The 15858-nt window shown below is 50.7% G+C and carries 14 protein-coding genes; all 14 read right to left on the bottom strand.

Going from position 1 to position 15858, the window contains the following annotated elements; translation table 11 throughout:
• Window position 1: 1 nt before the first annotated feature.
• Window positions 2–1054, bottom strand: a complete 1053-nt coding sequence (locus OSQ85_RS05560) for a glycosyltransferase (RefSeq protein WP_265821858.1) — start codon at window positions 1052–1054, stop codon at window positions 2–4.
• A gap of 15 nt (window positions 1055–1069) precedes the next feature.
• Complete coding sequence (ftsZ, locus tag OSQ85_RS05555) at window positions 1070–2206, bottom strand: cell division protein FtsZ (protein ID WP_265821857.1); 1137 nt, start codon at window positions 2204–2206, stop codon at window positions 1070–1072.
• A gap of 18 nt (window positions 2207–2224) precedes the next feature.
• Window positions 2225–3460: a cell division protein FtsA gene (ftsA, locus tag OSQ85_RS05550; RefSeq protein WP_265821856.1), complete on the bottom strand. Its 1236-nt coding sequence runs from the start codon at window positions 3458–3460 to the stop codon at window positions 2225–2227.
• Window positions 3447–4136, bottom strand: a complete 690-nt coding sequence (locus OSQ85_RS05545; protein WP_265821855.1) for a cell division protein FtsQ/DivIB — start codon at window positions 4134–4136, stop codon at window positions 3447–3449. Before OSQ85_RS05545 ends, ftsA begins: the two co-directional genes overlap by 14 nt.
• A 4-nt stretch (window positions 4137–4140) precedes the next feature.
• Window positions 4141–5028: a D-alanine--D-alanine ligase gene (locus tag OSQ85_RS05540; protein WP_265821854.1), complete on the bottom strand. Its 888-nt coding sequence runs from the start codon at window positions 5026–5028 to the stop codon at window positions 4141–4143.
• On the bottom strand, window positions 5018–6412 hold the full coding sequence (gene murC / locus OSQ85_RS05535; protein WP_265821853.1) for a UDP-N-acetylmuramate--L-alanine ligase: 1395 nt from the start codon (window positions 6410–6412) through the stop codon (window positions 5018–5020). The genes OSQ85_RS05540 and murC overlap by 11 nt, the downstream gene beginning before the upstream one ends.
• The gene (locus OSQ85_RS05530) at window positions 6405–7442 is read right to left on the bottom strand and encodes a UDP-N-acetylglucosamine--N-acetylmuramyl-(pentapeptide) pyrophosphoryl-undecaprenol N-acetylglucosamine transferase (RefSeq protein WP_265821852.1); all 1038 of its coding nucleotides are present in this window, start codon (window positions 7440–7442) and stop codon (window positions 6405–6407) included. Before OSQ85_RS05530 ends, murC begins: the two co-directional genes overlap by 8 nt.
• Window positions 7443–7569: 127 nt before the next feature.
• The gene (gene ftsW / locus OSQ85_RS05525; protein WP_265821851.1) at window positions 7570–8655 is read right to left on the bottom strand and encodes a putative lipid II flippase FtsW; all 1086 of its coding nucleotides are present in this window, start codon (window positions 8653–8655) and stop codon (window positions 7570–7572) included.
• A 1-nt stretch (window position 8656) separates the two neighbouring features.
• Window positions 8657–9916, bottom strand: a complete 1260-nt coding sequence (murD, locus tag OSQ85_RS05520; RefSeq protein WP_265821850.1) for a UDP-N-acetylmuramoyl-L-alanine--D-glutamate ligase — start codon at window positions 9914–9916, stop codon at window positions 8657–8659.
• Between the two features lie 6 nt (window positions 9917–9922).
• The gene (mraY, locus tag OSQ85_RS05515; RefSeq protein WP_265821849.1) at window positions 9923–11008 is read right to left on the bottom strand and encodes a phospho-N-acetylmuramoyl-pentapeptide-transferase; all 1086 of its coding nucleotides are present in this window, start codon (window positions 11006–11008) and stop codon (window positions 9923–9925) included.
• Window positions 10998–12353, bottom strand: coding sequence for a UDP-N-acetylmuramoyl-tripeptide--D-alanyl-D-alanine ligase (locus tag OSQ85_RS05510; protein ID WP_265821848.1), 1356 nt, complete (start codon window positions 12351–12353; stop codon window positions 10998–11000). Before OSQ85_RS05510 ends, mraY begins: the two co-directional genes overlap by 11 nt.
• 20 nt (window positions 12354–12373) lie before the next feature.
• Complete coding sequence (locus tag OSQ85_RS05505) at window positions 12374–13825, bottom strand: UDP-N-acetylmuramoyl-L-alanyl-D-glutamate--2,6-diaminopimelate ligase (RefSeq protein ID WP_265821847.1); 1452 nt, start codon at window positions 13823–13825, stop codon at window positions 12374–12376.
• On the bottom strand, window positions 13806–15485 hold the full coding sequence (locus OSQ85_RS05500; protein ID WP_265821846.1) for a peptidoglycan D,D-transpeptidase FtsI family protein: 1680 nt from the start codon (window positions 15483–15485) through the stop codon (window positions 13806–13808). Before OSQ85_RS05500 ends, OSQ85_RS05505 begins: the two co-directional genes overlap by 20 nt.
• The gene (locus OSQ85_RS05495; protein WP_265821845.1) at window positions 15475–15786 is read right to left on the bottom strand and encodes a hypothetical protein; all 312 of its coding nucleotides are present in this window, start codon (window positions 15784–15786) and stop codon (window positions 15475–15477) included. The genes OSQ85_RS05500 and OSQ85_RS05495 overlap by 11 nt, the downstream gene beginning before the upstream one ends.
• Between the last annotated feature and the right edge of the window lie 72 nt (window positions 15787–15858).

Raw genomic sequence — 15858 nt, 5'->3', positions numbered from 1 at the left:
GTCAATTGAAAAAAGCGGCAAAATGCTCAGCAAAGTCAATGTAATCGTAGCTTTTGCTGTAAATTTTGTAATCTCTTATCCGGTTTTTGATGGACTGCACATCACCGGCCTTGAATATATTTGAAGGGGGGATTATCTCAGGTATTACGCCTATGTCTGAGCCGATGACCGGAACCCCGCAGGAGAGCATCTCCATCCCCACGCGGCAGACAGCCTCAGAGCCGAGGGAGGGTATAACGCCCAGATCCATGGCACTTATAACATCAGCCACATCGTCTCTTTTGCCCGTAACGGCGGTTATGTCTCTTATTCCTCTGTTTTCCAGCATTAATCTGATGTCGGATTCATTCATCCGGGCGTCCACTCCTGCCACAAGGAGGCGCAGGTTGCTCATCCCCTCATTTCTCAGCTCACTGACAGCGCGGAAGAGGGATTCGTGCCCTTTAACCGTGTCGTATCTGCCGAGAATGCCAAGAACAAGGTCATTTTCGTTAAAGCCGAATTCACGTCTGACTCTTTGCCTTCCTTCCTCACTGCGGCTGAAAAGTCCGGTGTCTACGCCTCCGTAGAGTGTGACAACCTTCTCAGAGGGGAGTTTAAGATTTTCCAGATGAAACCTGCGCATGGACTCGGAAGATGTAACAACCTTGTCCACAGCGTTGTGGTACAGCCAGCGGGAGAGGGCATCCGCCTTGGGGGGTCTGCGGTCACCCCTCACCCTGACCAGCTTCCACTTCGGTCTTTCCCAGAAACGCACGTGGGTGAAGTAGAAGAAAAATTCGCCTCTGTGGCATACCACCACATCGGGCTTGAATTCCTTAACAGCTTTTTTGAATACCGCTGCGGACTGTGCTAGTTTCAGCGGGTTCAGGCTGTTCAGTTCTGCCTCATAGGTCTGAAGTCCTGCTTCTCCTGCCTTTATTACAGGGGGTGTGCCGGGCAGTCCGAGGACTGCTGTCCGGTGTCCCAGAGCCTCAAGTCCCAGAGAAAGCATGTGTGCATACCATGCGGTGGCGTTATACCACCGGACGTTTGTGACATTCAGAACTCTCATCAGCCGATTCTTTCCTTAATCCTGCTGATACCTGAGATACGCCGGAATATCAAATTCCTCTTCTTTAGCATCGCTTACTGTTTTGAGGGAGTGATCCCTCTCGGTAATTTTCGCAACTTTCTCCTTAAAGCTGGAGACATGCTTGGGCTGTTTATTCAGGAAGCTTTCAAGCTCAGGGCTTTTAGCCTGCTTCTTTTCCTTTTTGCCGAGACCTGTAGCCACAACCGTAACTCTGATGGAGCCGTTGAAGTTGGGGTCTATTACCACTCCTTCATAAATGTTGGCATTATCTCCTGCGCTGTCATGTATTTTGGTGGCGATGTTCTGCACCTCGTGCATTTTAAGGTCTTTGCCGCATGCTATGTTAACAAGCAGACCCTCAGCGCCGTTTATGCTTATATCAGCGAGAAGGGGAGACTTAAGCGCGCGTTCTGCGGCTTCTATATCCCTGTTTTCGCCTGTGGCTTCGCCTATACCCATGAGAGCCATGCCTTTTGACTCCATTATTGAGCGTATATCAGCGAAGTCCACGTTGATGTAGCCGTTTCCGTTGATAGAGTCGCTGATACCCTGAACGCCCTGCCTGAGAACATCATCAGCCATTCTGAACGCATCCTCAAAGAGGGTGTTGTCCTTGCATTCCGCTGTGATTCTGTCATTGGGAACCACAATGTAGGTATCAACATGGTTTTTCAGGAATTCCAGCCCCTGCTCAGCATTGCTGTTTCTCTTTTTTCCTTCCCATGAGAAGGGTTTGGAAACAACAGCAACTGTGAGCGCGCCGAGTTCCTTCGCCACGCTGGCTATTACGGGAGCAGCACCTGTGCCTGTTCCGCCGCCCATTCCGGCAGCTATAAACACGAGGTCGGCTCCTCTGAGCTGTGCTTCTATAGCCTCTAAATCCTCAATGGCGGCTTTTTTACCCTGTTCGGGTATTCCGCCTGCGCCGAGCCCTTTGGTCAGCGTTGTACCGAGCTGGATTTTGTTCGGAGCTTTATTGCTGCGCAGCGCCTGCTGGTCAGTATTAGCCACGATAAATTCCACGCCTTCGATACCATGTTCGATCATGTTGTTGATTGCGTTTCCGCCTGCTCCGCCGACGCCGATCACTTTGATGCATGCGCCCTGCTTGACATCTACGAATTCAAACATACAAACCCCCTGATATGCTTAAAAGAACTCTTTTAACCATCCTTTCATTCTTTGAAAAATACTTGTAAAAACCTTGTCCTCGTTACCTTTGGAGAGCTTAGCCCCCGCCTTTCCTTTTCTGGTGGCGTATATGGCAAGCCCCACGGCAGTGGCGTATCTCGGATCTGAAACCAGATCGGTGAGTCCGCCTATATTTGTGGGTCTGCCGACCCTTACCGGCGTGTTGAAAACATTTGTGGCGAGCTCTTCTATTCCTTCAAAATTGCTTAAGCCGCCTGTAACCACTATGCCTGCGCCCATGAGTTCAAGGAGCTTATGCTTCTGGAGCTCACCCTTGAACATCTGGAAGATCTCCTCGCCTCTGGCCTGAAGAATCTGCGTGAGCACGGGCTTGCTTATTTTGCGGGGCGGCCTTCCGCCCACTGTGGTAACGTTTACCATTTCGTCATCGGAAACCAGAGGCATCCAGACGCAGCCGTGCTTAATCTTAAGCCTTTCAGCCTCAGATTCCGGCGTGCTTAAGCCTATGGAGAGATCCTTGGTGAAGTGGTTGCCGCCTATCTGGAGGATTGCGGTGTGGTAAACCGCACCCTGTTTGTAGACAGCCATATCGCATGTTCCGCCGCCGCCGTCGATGAGGCAGACGCCTATCTCCATTTCGTCCTCGTTGAGGACAGCTTTTGCGGATGCGAACTGCTCAAGTATTATATCATCAACCACCAGCCCTGCCTTCTCGCAGCATTTAACAATGTTGGTGGCGGAGGAAACCTGCCCGGTCACGATATGCACATCCACTTCCAGCCTTACGCCGCTCATGCCTACGGGATATTTTATCTCAGTCTGTCCGTCCAGTATGTACTGCTGGGGGATAACATCGAGTATCTCCTCGCCGAGCTGCATGTTGTACGCAGAGGCGGATTCTATAACCCTGTCCACATCCTGCTGGGTAACTTCCTTGCTCTTAACCGCAATGGTTCCTCTGGTGTTGAAGCTCTTTATATGCCCGCTGGCAAGCCCGGCGGTAACGCTTTTTATCTCAACGCCGGACATTCTCTCCGCCTCTTCCTTGGCTTTCTGAATGCAGGCTACAGTCTCTTCTATATTGACGACCACACCCTTGCGAACGCCTTTGGACGGGACACTGCCTATTCCCAGAACGTCTATACTTCTGTCAGCGTTTTTTCTGGCAACGACGATGCAGACCTTTGTCGTTCCAAGGTCAAGCCCGACATAAATATTATTATCCTGAGACATTTTTCACCCCGTTCACGTATATTTTTCCGCGCAGCCTCATGTCGACATAATCCACCCTGGCGTACCTGCCGCTTATCCTGCTGTTGTATATTCTGAACATATCGGTGACGCTTTCGTCATAACCGCATTTGTACAGAACACCCTCCACCACAAGCTCAAAGTGCATGGGTTTCAGAAGGGCGCGGCTGCCGTGCATTTCCGGTGTTTTGTCGTATATTTTAAGGAAACTGACAAGCTGCTCTTTCTCCGTTCCCTTGTGCATGACCATTTCGCCTCCGGAACATTTATCAGGAATAAGCGTTCCGCTTGCTGCTGCAATGAAGCACTCCTTTCCTATCCTCACGGATGCGATCGGTCTCTCTTCAAAAATTATAACCTTCACCGTATCGGGGAAGATCTTTTTTATCTCAACCTTCTCCACCCAGATGTCATCTATGCGGCGGAGCTTTTTTTCCTCAAGCTCGAACATATTCTTTCCGGCAAGGCTCTTGGCGAAGGTATCCACCTTTCCCCTGTCAGTCCGGATAACACCCTGAACATTTACGGTTTTCACAAGGAAGTATTTGCTTCCGCCCGTCATTTTGACGATTCCCGCCGCTGCCCAGACAACGCCGCCTGTCAGAATTGCAAAAACCGCCGCAATAAGGGCTGCCTTAAGAAAACCGCTCTTTTTCATAGTATTACCTCAGTGCATCGCCTATCATAGCCGTTACGAGTTCCGGGAAACTTATTCCCGTTTTTGCAGCCGCCTGCGGAAGAAGGCTTGTCTCCGTGAGGCCGGGGAGGGTGTTAATCTCCAGAACCCATGGGGTTTTGCCGTCGTACATTATGTCAACCCTTCCGTAAGAAGCGCATCCCAGACTCTCAAACGCCTGTAGCGCCGTGCTTTTTATCAGTCTGTCCTCATCTTCCGTCATTTCAGTCTCAAATACATACTCGGTTGCCCCTTTGGTGTATTTGGACTGGTAGTCATAAAAGCCGGATTTTGGTCTTATCCATATTATCGGCAATACTTTAGAAGACAATATGCCTATTGTAAGTTCTTTTCCGTTTATGAACCGCTCGGCTATGACCCTTTCGTCATATTCAAACGCCTCTTTTTTCCCTTTTTCAAACTCTTCTTCTGTTTTAGCAACTGTAATGCCTATGGTTGAGCCCTGTCTGCACGGTTTAATGACACAGGGGAGAAAGGGTGCTCCCGTCTCTCTCGTAAGCTGCACATACTCAGGCGTGGGCACATTGTTCAGCGCGAAGATCACCTTGCTCAGGAGCTTGTCAAAGGCGATTGTGCTTGACTGGCTGTCAGAGCCGGTGCAGGGGATGCCCATGAGTTCAAGCATGCCCTGAATGCGGCCGTCCTCGCCGAATGTGCCGTGGAGGCTGTTGAAGCATACGTCAGGCTTAAGCTCAAGCAGACGTGCGGGCAGGTCATGTCCGGCATCTATGAGGGTTACGTCAGTGAACCCTGCTTCCTGTAATGCCTTTGCCGCTGCCGCTCCGCTTCTTAAGGAGACTTCCCTCTCTGCTGACAGACCGCCGTAGAGCACGGCAACCTTTTTATTTTTCATGCTTATTCTCCAGCCATGCGGCAAGCTCCCCTGAAAATCTGGTTATGCTTCCCGCCCCCTGAGTGAGTATGAGGCTGTTGTCGCAGCCCGCTTCCTCAAGGTATTTGTAAATATCATCGAAAGAGGGGAGGTAGTGCACGTCTTTGAAGCCTCTCTCCTTTATCTCCTTCACAAGCACCTGTGCGGTTATGCCCTCTATGGGTTCCTCACTGGCGGCGTATATATCTGTTATGAAGAGCCTGTCCGCATCAAAGAAGCATGTGGAAAACTCATTCATCAGCGTCTGCGTTCTGGAATATCTGTGCGGCTGGAAGACAACAACAATCCTCCTGCTGCCGTATGCCTCCCTGATGGCTTTCAGGGTGGTCTTTATCTCTGTCGGGTGGTGGCCGTAGTCGTCAAGCACTGTGCAGCAGTTGCCGTCATAGCGCACGGTGAGCCTTCTCTGTACGCCCTCGAATTCCTCAAGAGCCTTCTTGCACACCCGGAAGGGTATATCAAACTCAGTCGCCACGGCGATTGCCGCCAGAGCGTTCTGCACATTGTGCTCACCGGGGAAGTTCAGGTTTATCCGCCCCATGTTTTTGCCGTGTATCACCACACCGAAGGAAACGGCAAAGCCGTGCTTTTCAATATCCGCGCTGTGCACATCCGCCTGAGCGGAGAGGCCGTATGTCATGAAGCGGCGGTCAATGCGTTTTATGAGCTCCGCAGTGTTCGCATCATCCAGACAAAGAACGTTCAGCCCGTAAAAAGGCACTCTGGAAGCGAAGTCGCGGAAGCTGTCCTTAACCTCGTCCATTGTGGCGTAGGTGTCAGTGTGTTCAAAATCTATGTTGGTGATCACCGCCACTGTGGGCTGAAGCATGAGGAAGCTTTTGTCAGATTCATCCGCTTCTGCGATCATTATATTACTGTTCCCTTTGAGGGCGTTGGAGTCTCTTCTGTTGAGTATGCCGCCCACAACCACAGTCGGGTCAAGCTCTGCCTTGTTGAATATTTCAGCAACCATTGAGGTTGTGGTGGTTTTGCCGTGACTGCCCGCAATTGCTATGGAGTATTTCATCCTCATCAGTTCAGCCAGCATCTCGCCGCGTTTTATGACGGGGATGAAGTTTTCTCTGGCGTATATCAGTTCCGGGTTGCTGCTTCTCACCGCGGAGGAATACACCACAGCGTCCGCACCGACGGCGTTTTCAGCCAGATGCCCCACGAACACTTTTATCCCCATGGCGCGGAGGCGTTTGCAGTTTGCGCTGTCCGCTATGTCTGAGCCTGTTATCTTAAAGCCCATGGAGTGAAGGATTTCGGCAAGACCGCTCATGCCTATTCCGCCAATGCCTACAAAATGTATATTACGCACTTTCCCGAATACTTCAGTCAAGTTCCATACCTCTTGCTATTATTTCAGGGCTGTTCAGATATTTTATACCCGCCAGCCTGTCTTTTACTTCCTGTTTCTGTGACCACTCAATCAGTTCTCTGAGCCTTTCCGGGTTTGCTCCGCTCTCTGTCATAACCTTTGCTATGCCGAGTTTTTCCGCGAAGAGGGCATTGTAAAGCTGGTGTTCGTCTGCTGCCTGCGCAAAGGGAACTAATACAGCCGGGCGGCGTGCGTACATGGTTTCAAAAACCGTGCCTGAGCCTGCGCGGGCTATGACCACATCCGCCTTTTCGTATTCATCAGCCACGTTTTCTATGTAGCTCCGCACGTCAGCCTCTGCACCTGCATTGCGGTAGTCCTCAAGTGCTTCGTCATAAAGCTTCGCACCTGCCTGATGGGTTATGCTCCATCCGGCATCTGCCAGTGCTTTTGCCGATCTTGCCATGAGCCTGTTGAGAAACCTGCTCCCCTGGCTGCCGCCGAGAACCAGAATCCGCTTGGTCGGCTCAGCCTTCGGTGTGCAGGAGGCAAACTCAGCCCTTACGGGGTTGCCTGCGTGAACTGTGTTCCCTTTCGCCTTCAGCGTTCCCTCAAATGAGAGGAAAACCTTTTTGCTGAATACGGCGAATATTCTGTTGGTAAGACCCATCACACTGTTCTGCTCATGCAGGTAAAGCCTTGCACCCTTAAGCACTGCGGCTATGGCGGGTGCTGCTGCGGCAAAACCCCCTGTGAGGAGCACTGTGTCGGTCTTTTTGATTTTTTTAAGCATTCCGTAGACTTCTCTGACAAGGAGAATGACGGAGCGCACTCTGCCCGCCATGCTTATTCCCTTGAGGGGAGTCTGCGGCTGTTCGTAAAAGCTGTAGCCCTTTTCGGTGAGTATTTTTCTTTCAATCCCCCTGTCGGAGACCATGAAAAACACTTCCGCATCTTTATTTTTAAGATAATCCGCAACGGCTATGCCGGGATAAAGGTGTCCGCCCGTACCGCCGCCCGCTATGATTAACCTCACATTTTTCTCACTCATGAGCCCGCCTCAGTCTGTCCTGATAACAGTTTTCGGCACGTCCTGTCCGAAAACTGTACACGCTCGCGGTCAGCAGGCTGACCTTCGCTGCGCACGGCGAATCTCCCTCCGTGGAGTTTTTCTTCACTCATGAGCCCGCCTCCTCTGCGCTGCGCAGGAGTACGCCCACCATAAGCAGGGAGATCATCATGTTTGAGCCGCCGTAGCTGACCAGCGGGAGGCCTATTCCCTTTGTGGGGAGGAGACCGGTAACCACTGATATATGAAGCAGAGCCTGAACAAACAGGCTGAAAGCGAGCCCGAATGTGAGCAGTTTATAGAAAAGCTCCTTATGCTTAAGAGCCACTTTAACGCTTATTATAAAAAACACGGTGACTATCACAAGCACAGCCAGCGAACCTACAAGACCTGTTTCCTCTGCGATAATGGCGTATATGAAGTCCGTATGCGCCTCCGGGAGGAAGTAAAGCTTCTGGGAGGAGTTGCCCACTCCCTTGCCGAATATGCCGCCGCTGCCCACGGCAGTGAGGGACTGCACAAGCTGATAGCCTGTTCCGTAGCGATCTTCCCACGGGTCAAGGAAGCTCATTATTCTGCCTCTCCTGTAACCCATGAGAAGCCCTGCGGTTATAATAGGAGCGATGAACCCTATAACGCCTATTATGTGGCGCATGTGGGCTCCGCCTATCAGAAACAGCGTGAATGACACGCAGATTATAAGCAGTGTTGTTCCGTAGTCCGGTTCGCTCAGTATGAGTGCGCCGATTATCCCCAGCATTATGGAAGCGGGGAGGAAACCTGTGGTAAAGTCGTTGAGCCTGCCTTCTTTCTTGTCCAGATAATGGGCAAGGTAAAGTATGCAGGTGAACTTAGCCAGCTCCGAAGGCTGTAAGCTGAATCCGGGAAGAAGGATCCACCTGTGCGAACCGTTGAGCTTCGGGAAAAAGAACACGGAAATCAGCAGTATCAGTGTCAGAAAATAGAGCGCCGGCACAAACCTGCGCCATGTTTTCAGCGGTATGCTGTATGCGCCGTACATGAGCCCCAGACCTATGAAGACCGCTAAAAGCTGCTTGTTGAAGAAGTAGAGCTCGTTTTTCTCCAGCCTGAGCGCCTGTATGGAGCCCGCAGAGAACACGAATATCAGCCCCATTGTGATGAGGACAGAGGCGATTATCAGAATTTGCAGCCGTTCGTCTTTAATCTGAAACACTTTATTTTCCGCCGAGTTCCTTTACTATCTGCATGAATCTCTCGCCGCGTTCTTCAAAGTTGTTGAAGCTGTCATAGCTTGAGCATGCGGGTGTAAGTATTACGTTGCTCCCTTTGGGGGCTACGTTAAGGCCCGTTTTTATTGCCTGCTCCATGGTGGGAGCGGTCACAAAATCGCATGTGAGAAGCCCTTTGAGCTTCTCTTTTATTACTATTGCCGCCTCACCGTAGGCTATTACGGTGCTTGCAGCCCTGTTAAGCTCATCAGCCAGAAGACCGAAGTCTCCGTTTTTGTCGCGCCCGCCGAGTATTATAACGTTCCCCGCCTTTGCGCCTTTAAGGCAGGCGAGGGTGGAGTAAACATTGGTTGCCTTTGAGTCGTTTATGAAACTGACACCGTCAACCGTGCCGGAATACTCGCACCTGTGGGGCAGCCCCTTAAGGTTCTCCACCGCTGGGGTCATATCGCCTTTGAAGTTCAGCAGGCTGTCCGCCGAGACAAGGGAAAAGGCAAGATTAAGCAGGTTGTGGGTTCCGAACAGCGGGAATCTTGCCGTGTCCAGACTGTATGCTCCGAAATCCATCGTTTTCCCTGTGAGTTTCGGGAAGCCGTTCATGGCTTCGTTTATTATCACTCTTCTGCCTTTGAAGTATTCAGCGTGTTTCAGGAGCTCGGTCTCATCGGGCAGAACGGCAAAGCCGTCCTCTTTTACGAACCTGAGTACATCCATTTTAGCTTTTATGTAGGCTTCATAGCTCGGATACCTGTCCAGATGATCCGGGGCGAGGTTGGTAATCGCCGTCATGTCCGCCTTAAAATTGCGCAGAAGCTCAATCTGGAAGCTGGAAAGCTCCAGAACAAACACATCGTATCCGCCTTTCAGCACCACTTCGCCGAAGGGGATGCCTATGTTGCCGCATGCAACGGCTCTGAGCCCTGCGTTTTCCAGTATCTGCGCTGTGAGATAGGTCACTGTGGACTTGCCGTTTGTGCCTGTCATCACCATTATTTTTCCCTTTCCGGCGAGTGCTTCGTAAGCAAGCTCTATCTCGCTGGTAAGGTTATCTATTTTCAGCCCGCGTCTGACTATATCTATTCCGGGGCTCACAGCCACCCTGTCATACCCGTTTTTAAATTCGGATATGGAAGGGTACGCATTGTTTTTATCCTCAAAAATATCAACCTGCACTGCGCCTGCATGCCTGAGAAGGGTTTCAGCCGCCTTGCCGCTTTTGCCGTAGCCGAGTACTGCCGCTTTCATAATCCGTTACCTCAGTTTAAGCGTACTGAGCGCAATGAGCGCCAGAACGAAGGAAATAATCCAGAACCGCACGGTAATTTTCGTTTCGCTCCATCCCTTAAGCTCGAAGTGGTGGTGTATGGGCGCCATTCTGAAAAGACGCTTCCCGTGAGTAGCCTTGTAAAAGCCCACCTGAAGGATAACGCTTACCGTTTCGATGACAAAAACGCCTCCGACTATGGCAAGCACAAGCTCATGCTTGGAGATAACGGACACTATGCCCATCGCTCCGCCTATGGAAAGGCTTCCCACATCCCCCATGAACACGCTTGCGGGAAAGGCGTTGTACCAGAGAAAGCCAAGCCCCGCGCCGACCATCGCGCCGCAGAATACCGCAAGCTCCCCCGAACCTTTTACATAAATGATGTTCAGATAGTGCGCAAACTCGCTGTGTCCGGTGAAATAAACAAAAAAGCACAGTGTGCCGAATGATATAACCGAAGGCGCTATGGCCAGTCCGTCCAGCCCGTCCGTAATGTTTACCGCGTTTGATGTGCCCACTATGACAAACAGGGCGAACACGAAATAGAATATAGAGAGATCTATTACCGCGGTTTTCAGGAAGGGCATGGCGAGAACTGTCGCCGTTTTTCCTTTATCAACATATATGATAAGCGCTATGGCTATTACTCCGGTAAAAACCTGTCCCCAGAACTTTGCCCTTGCCTTAAGGCCTTTGGGGTTCTTTTTCACTGTTTTTATGTAGTCATCCACGAAGCCTATGATACCGTAGGAGACGAAGGTGAATATTGTAATCCATATGTACGGGTTTTTCAGATCCGCCCAGAGGAGGGTGGACACCGTGCCCGCTATAACTATCATTATACCGCCCATTGTGGGAGTGCCTTCCTTAACCTTGTGGGTGGCGGGCTCAAAGCCCTTTGACTTCATGGAGAAGGCCATCTCCTTCAGCTTCCTGATGATGAACGGAGCGATAATAAGCGTAATGACCAGAGCGGTAAGGGTCGCATACGCCGTGCGGAATGTGATGTAGCGGAAGACGTTGAATATGCTCCAAACGTCAGATAACGGAACCAGCAGGTTATACAGCACGCTTCTTTCTCTCCTGTTCCAGAAAGCTTATAAAGTCCTCGAACTTCCTTGCTCTGGACGCTTTTATAAGAACCAGACCCTCCTCAATGAGAGCCACGGTTTCGTTAGCTTTTTCCTTTGTGGGCGCTATTGTTATGTTCGCTGTTTCGGCGAATTTGCAGTAGTTCTGCCCCACGAATATGAAATTTATGTCAGTCAGTCTTTTTGCCAGCTTATAAAGCTTGAGGTAAAGCATCTCCTCGAAGCCTTCTATCTCGCCCATTTCGCCTATTATGGCGTATCTTTTGGGAGCGTTTATCTCGGCCAGGTTTTTAACCGCGCTCATTATGGACTCGAACCCTGCGTTGTAGGTGTCATCTATTACCTTGATGCTGCCGACATTTACCATAGCCCCTCTGCCCGTTACGGGTTTGAAGGCGAGTATGCCCGTCATCACATCCTGATAGTCAAGCCCTGCTTCAAAGCCTATGCCAATGGCGGCGAGGGAGTTGGCTATGAAGTGGTCATAGGGGTGGTTCAGCATAAAGCAGTAGGGCACACCCATGTAAACCGCTGTGAAGTAAAACTGCTCCCTGTTGTTGCGCCCTGCGTCCGCGAGGATCACATCTGCGTTCATCCCGCTGCCGAAGTATTTCACGTCAACAGCGCCCATAACCCGCTCATCCAGATACATGCGGCATGATTCATGCACCCAGAGGGTTCCGCCGTTCATGCCGTTTATTATGGAGAGCTTTTCCTCAGCCAGTTTTTCCATGCTCCCCATCCTGCCTATGTGGGCGTGGCCTATGCCGGTGAGCACTGCCACATCCGGCTTGAGGTACATGGAAAGCTGTCCTATCTCTCCGGGGGAGTTTGTGCCGAATTCGAAAACGGCGCAGCTTGTTCTCATATTGAGGTTGGCGGCGCAAATGGCTACGCCGAGTTCGTTGTTGTAATTTCCGTAAGCTGTATAAACCTTTTTACGGGTGCGCAGAACAGAGCTTATAAGCTCCTTGGTGCTGGTTTTGCCCATGCTGCCCGTAATGGCTATTTTTGTTCCCTTGTAGTTTTTGAGTTTATACGCGCCCAGTGCTTTTATGGCGCTCAGCCCGTCACGGACAAGTACCTTGTTTCCGTTCAGGGTTTCATATATTTTACCGTCATCCACAATGACCAGAGACGCGCCCGCGTCCAGAGCCTTCTGTGCGTACAGGTTCCCGTCGGTGTTTTCACCGGAAAGAGCCGTAAAAATATCGCCTTCCTCGACCTTTCTGCTGTCGATAACAAGTTTTTTCACGGGCAGATCAAAGGGTGTGTCTGCCTTGATTACGCCGCCGAGGGCGTTTACAATCTCTTTCAGCTTCATCCATTTCCTCCGGGTCTGTCTTAATCCTGTTTAAGGAACTTTCTGACTTCTTCCCTGTCATCAAAATGAATTTTCTCTTTTCCTATAACCATGTAGTCCTCATGTCCTTTCCCGGCTATGAGGACTATGTCGCCCGGCTCCGCCTTCACGAGGGCGGTTTTTATAGCCTCGCCCCTGTCAGGACAGATTACGACCTTTTCTGCATTTTCAAACCCTTTGAGAATGTCCTCAATAATCTGCTGAGGGCTTTCCGTTCTGGGGTTGTCGCTGGTAACTATTATCACATCCGAGTAATTCTCGGCGGCTTTTGCCATTCTGGGGCGTTTTGTCCTGTCACGGTCGCCGCCGCAGCCGAAGATTGTGGTTATCTTCGTCTTCTTAAAGGGGGTCAGCGCTTCAAGTACGTTTATAAGGGCATCGTCAGTGTGTGCATAGTCCACGAATACAAAGGCTCCGTTCACTTCGAACTTCTCCAGCCTTCCGGGAACATTTTTCAGGCTCTCTATCCCCTTTGCTATGGCATCATCATTTATTCCGAGTGCTATGGCGGCGGAAACTGCGGCGAGAATATTCTCAAGGTTGTGCAGCCCCACAAGGGTTGTGCTTATGTTAAAGGTGTTGCCCGGATAGCGCACTCTGGCTGTAATTCCGTTAAGGGTGAAGGCTATCTCCTCTGCTGAGATTTCAGCCCTCTCACTGACGCCGTATTTTATGGTGTCTATGCTTTTCTCTTTTATCAGCCTCATGCCGTAGTCATTGTCCATGTTCACCACGGCGATGTTGGCGTAATCATCCTGAAAGAGCCTTCGTTTTGCGGAGAAGTACTCTTCCATGGTGTGGTGGTAGTCAAGATGATCGCCCGAAAGGTTTGTGAACAGGGCTACATCAAACTTTGTGCCGTAGAGCCTCTGCTGGTCAAGGGCGTGTGAGGAAACCTCCACAGCCAGAGCGTTGCACCCGTCGGCAACTGCATCTGCCAGCACCTTGTAGTAGTCATATGATGAAGGCGTTGTAACGTTCGAGGGAACATCCTTGCCTGCGTATCTGTGGCCTGTTGTGCCCATTCTCAGGGGCTTTTTGCCCGCTGCCGCCATAATGGCTTCCAGCAGATAGGTCACAGTCGTTTTGCCGTTTGTTCCGGTTACGCCGACCTTTTCCATTTTTTCATCCGGTCTGCCGAAGAAGTTTCTGCATGCCAGAGCCAGTGCCTTGCGTCCGTCCTCAACTATGACAGTGGGGATATTCTCAAGTTTTCTCTCCGCGGCGATGAACAGCACCTTCCCTTCTGCGTAAACCTTCTCTGCCACGCTGTGGGAATCGAAAGCGGAGCCGGAATAGGCGAAGAACACACAGCCTTCCTTTATATCTCTGCTGTCGAAGCATACCGCCTTAACATCCGCCTCAAAGTTGACATCGGCGTCAAATCCGGTAATTGGTATTCCGTCAAAAAGGTTAAATGCTTTCATCGACATCTTTCCTCTGTAAACCGAGATAAAGCGAAGTGAGCTCAGCAAGCCTTTTAAAGGTCACTGCGGCGGTGGAGCCGCCATAAATGCTGAGTTTCGGGCTGTCATAAACGACAACCATCGCCACTCCCGGATTTTGCGCAGGGTAAAACCCGGCGAAGCTCGCCACATACTCCCTGCTGCTGTACGCACCTGAGGCTTTATCAAACTTCTGCCCCGTGCCGGTTTTGCCTGCTATCTCCACAAAGTCGGATTTAGCTTTCTGCCCGGTTCCTTCCTTAACCACATCTGCAAGAAGAACCCGCAGCGTTTCCGAGGTAGCCTCGGACATTACAGGTGTTCTCTGTGTTTCGGGTGATACCGTGCGTCCGTTTTTTTCCACCTTCTCAACTATGGAAGGAGTAACGAGAAAACCGCCGTTAGCCACGGCGGCGTAAAATCTTGCCATCTGAAGAGGTGTAACCAGTATTTCCTGCCCCATGGAAAGGGAGGGGCGCGACAGCCCCGACCATTGCTTGTAGCTTCGCAGCAGTCCGTCCTCTTCGCTTACACCGTTTATCCCTGTCTTCTGTCCGAAACCGGCGCTGCGCATATATTCGTAAAAATCTTTCCGGTCAATTTTGTCTGTGAGCTTTATCATTCCGATGTTGCTGGACTTTATCAGCACTTCCTTGGCGGTTGCCATGCCCATTGGCTTGACATCCTTTACTGTGTGACCGTGGATGCGGAACTGACCGTTTTCGCAGTTGACCATTTTAGCGAGGTCAAGCGCCTGTTTTTCAAGGAGGTAGGAGAATGCGACTGGCTTGTATATTGAACCGGGTTCAAAGAGGAAGCTGGTCACATCGTTTTTCCATGTCTTGTCGCTGTAGCGGTTGTAGTTGTTGGGGTCATAGTTGTCGCTTGAGGCGGCAAATATGATGTCCCCTGTTTTTATGTCAATGCCCACTGCTATGCCGCGCTCGGCGTTGAATTCCTCCACGCCTTTGCGGAGAAGGTATTCCGCAGTACCCTGAAGGTAGGTGTCTATTGTTACGTACAGGGCGCTTTCCGCGTGTATTTTTGCTTTGTTATCCTCAAAAAGGATAAGGTGTCCCTTGTTGTCCTTGAGTGTCACAAGGTTGATTTTCTCCCCTTTGAGCACTTCATCGTATCTGTTTTCCAGCCCCCAGAGCCCCTGATTGTCAACCCCTGTGAAGCCGATGATTGAAGCGGCGAGGTGGCGCTCAGGGTAAAACCTGTTTTCGCTGAGGGTGTACTCTATCTCAGGCACAAGCTCCTTAACCTTTCTGGCAAGTGCTATATTCACATTCCTTTCCACCCAGACGAAGCCTTCGTTTTTGAGGATCCTTGTCTGCGTGGTTTTGGAGGTTTTTATGCCCGCTTTATTCAGCCTGTTTATAAAATCCTTTCTGTTTTTGAGGTTTGAGGCAAAAACATAAAGGGACGCAACTTTTTTGTTTACCGCAAGGGGTTTTCCGTTACGGTCGTAAATTGTGCCTCTTCCTTTGAAGGCGGCGTATTCACTTTCGGCCTGTGAGCCTGCGATCTGGGCGAAAAAGTCGCCTTTAACCACCTGCAGAAAAAAAAGACGCCCGGAGATTATCACCCCCAGGACTATGGAAAGATATATAAAAAATCTTATCCTGCTTCGTTCACTGAACATTAAATGTCCTGTTCATGTCCGGCAGTACGAGACCCATGTTCTCCCCCATTTTATAGAGGCTTGCGGTGTCGCGCATTTCGGACTGTTTTTCCTGCATGAGCTGGTACTGGATCTCCATTTCGTTCAGATCCGAGGCCAGTCTGCTTATGGCATAACCTTCACGGACGCAGAGGTGTCTGACATATACTACGAGAAAGACCGAAATAATGAGCAGGGCCCACAAAAGAACCTTTCCGGTGCTGAGGGAGTTTTCGCCGTTTGATTCATAAACCTTGTCCCAATAGATCGTTTTCGCTCTCATAGGTTCCTTCCCATGCGTTTAATTTATTAAGGTTCCCCGGACGGCGTACCCCGCCCGGAGAAACCTGCCTCT

This window comes from Geovibrio ferrireducens, assembly GCF_026226615.1.
In the GTDB taxonomy this organism is placed as follows: domain Bacteria; phylum Chrysiogenota; class Deferribacteres; order Deferribacterales; family Geovibrionaceae; genus Geovibrio; species Geovibrio ferrireducens.
Note: the sequence above shows the minus strand (reverse complement) of the source record. Positions and strands in the feature narration are given on the sequence as shown.

Coding starts and splice junctions, on each gene's coding strand:
- OSQ85_RS05500 (WP_265821846.1), bottom strand. CDS start 15,485: ATGTTCAGTGAACGAAGCAGGATAAGATTTTTTATATATCTTTCCATA.
- ftsZ (WP_265821857.1), bottom strand. CDS start 2,206: ATGTTTGAATTCGTAGATGTCAAGCAGGGCGCATGCATCAAAGTGATC.
- OSQ85_RS05495 (WP_265821845.1), bottom strand. CDS start 15,786: ATGAGAGCGAAAACGATCTATTGGGACAAGGTTTATGAATCAAACGGC.
- OSQ85_RS05560 (WP_265821858.1), bottom strand. CDS start 1,054: ATGAGAGTTCTGAATGTCACAAACGTCCGGTGGTATAACGCCACCGCA.
- OSQ85_RS05530 (WP_265821852.1), bottom strand. CDS start 7,442: ATGAGTGAGAAAAATGTGAGGTTAATCATAGCGGGCGGCGGTACGGGC.
- OSQ85_RS05545 (WP_265821855.1), bottom strand. CDS start 4,136: ATGAAAAAGAGCGGTTTTCTTAAGGCAGCCCTTATTGCGGCGGTTTTT.
- OSQ85_RS05540 (WP_265821854.1), bottom strand. CDS start 5,028: ATGAAAAATAAAAAGGTTGCCGTGCTCTACGGCGGTCTGTCAGCAGAG.
- OSQ85_RS05510 (WP_265821848.1), bottom strand. CDS start 12,353: ATGAAGCTGAAAGAGATTGTAAACGCCCTCGGCGGCGTAATCAAGGCA.
- OSQ85_RS05505 (WP_265821847.1), bottom strand. CDS start 13,825: ATGTCGATGAAAGCATTTAACCTTTTTGACGGAATACCAATTACCGGA.
- murD (WP_265821850.1), bottom strand. CDS start 9,916: ATGAAAGCGGCAGTACTCGGCTACGGCAAAAGCGGCAAGGCGGCTGAA.
- ftsA (WP_265821856.1), bottom strand. CDS start 3,460: ATGTCTCAGGATAATAATATTTATGTCGGGCTTGACCTTGGAACGACA.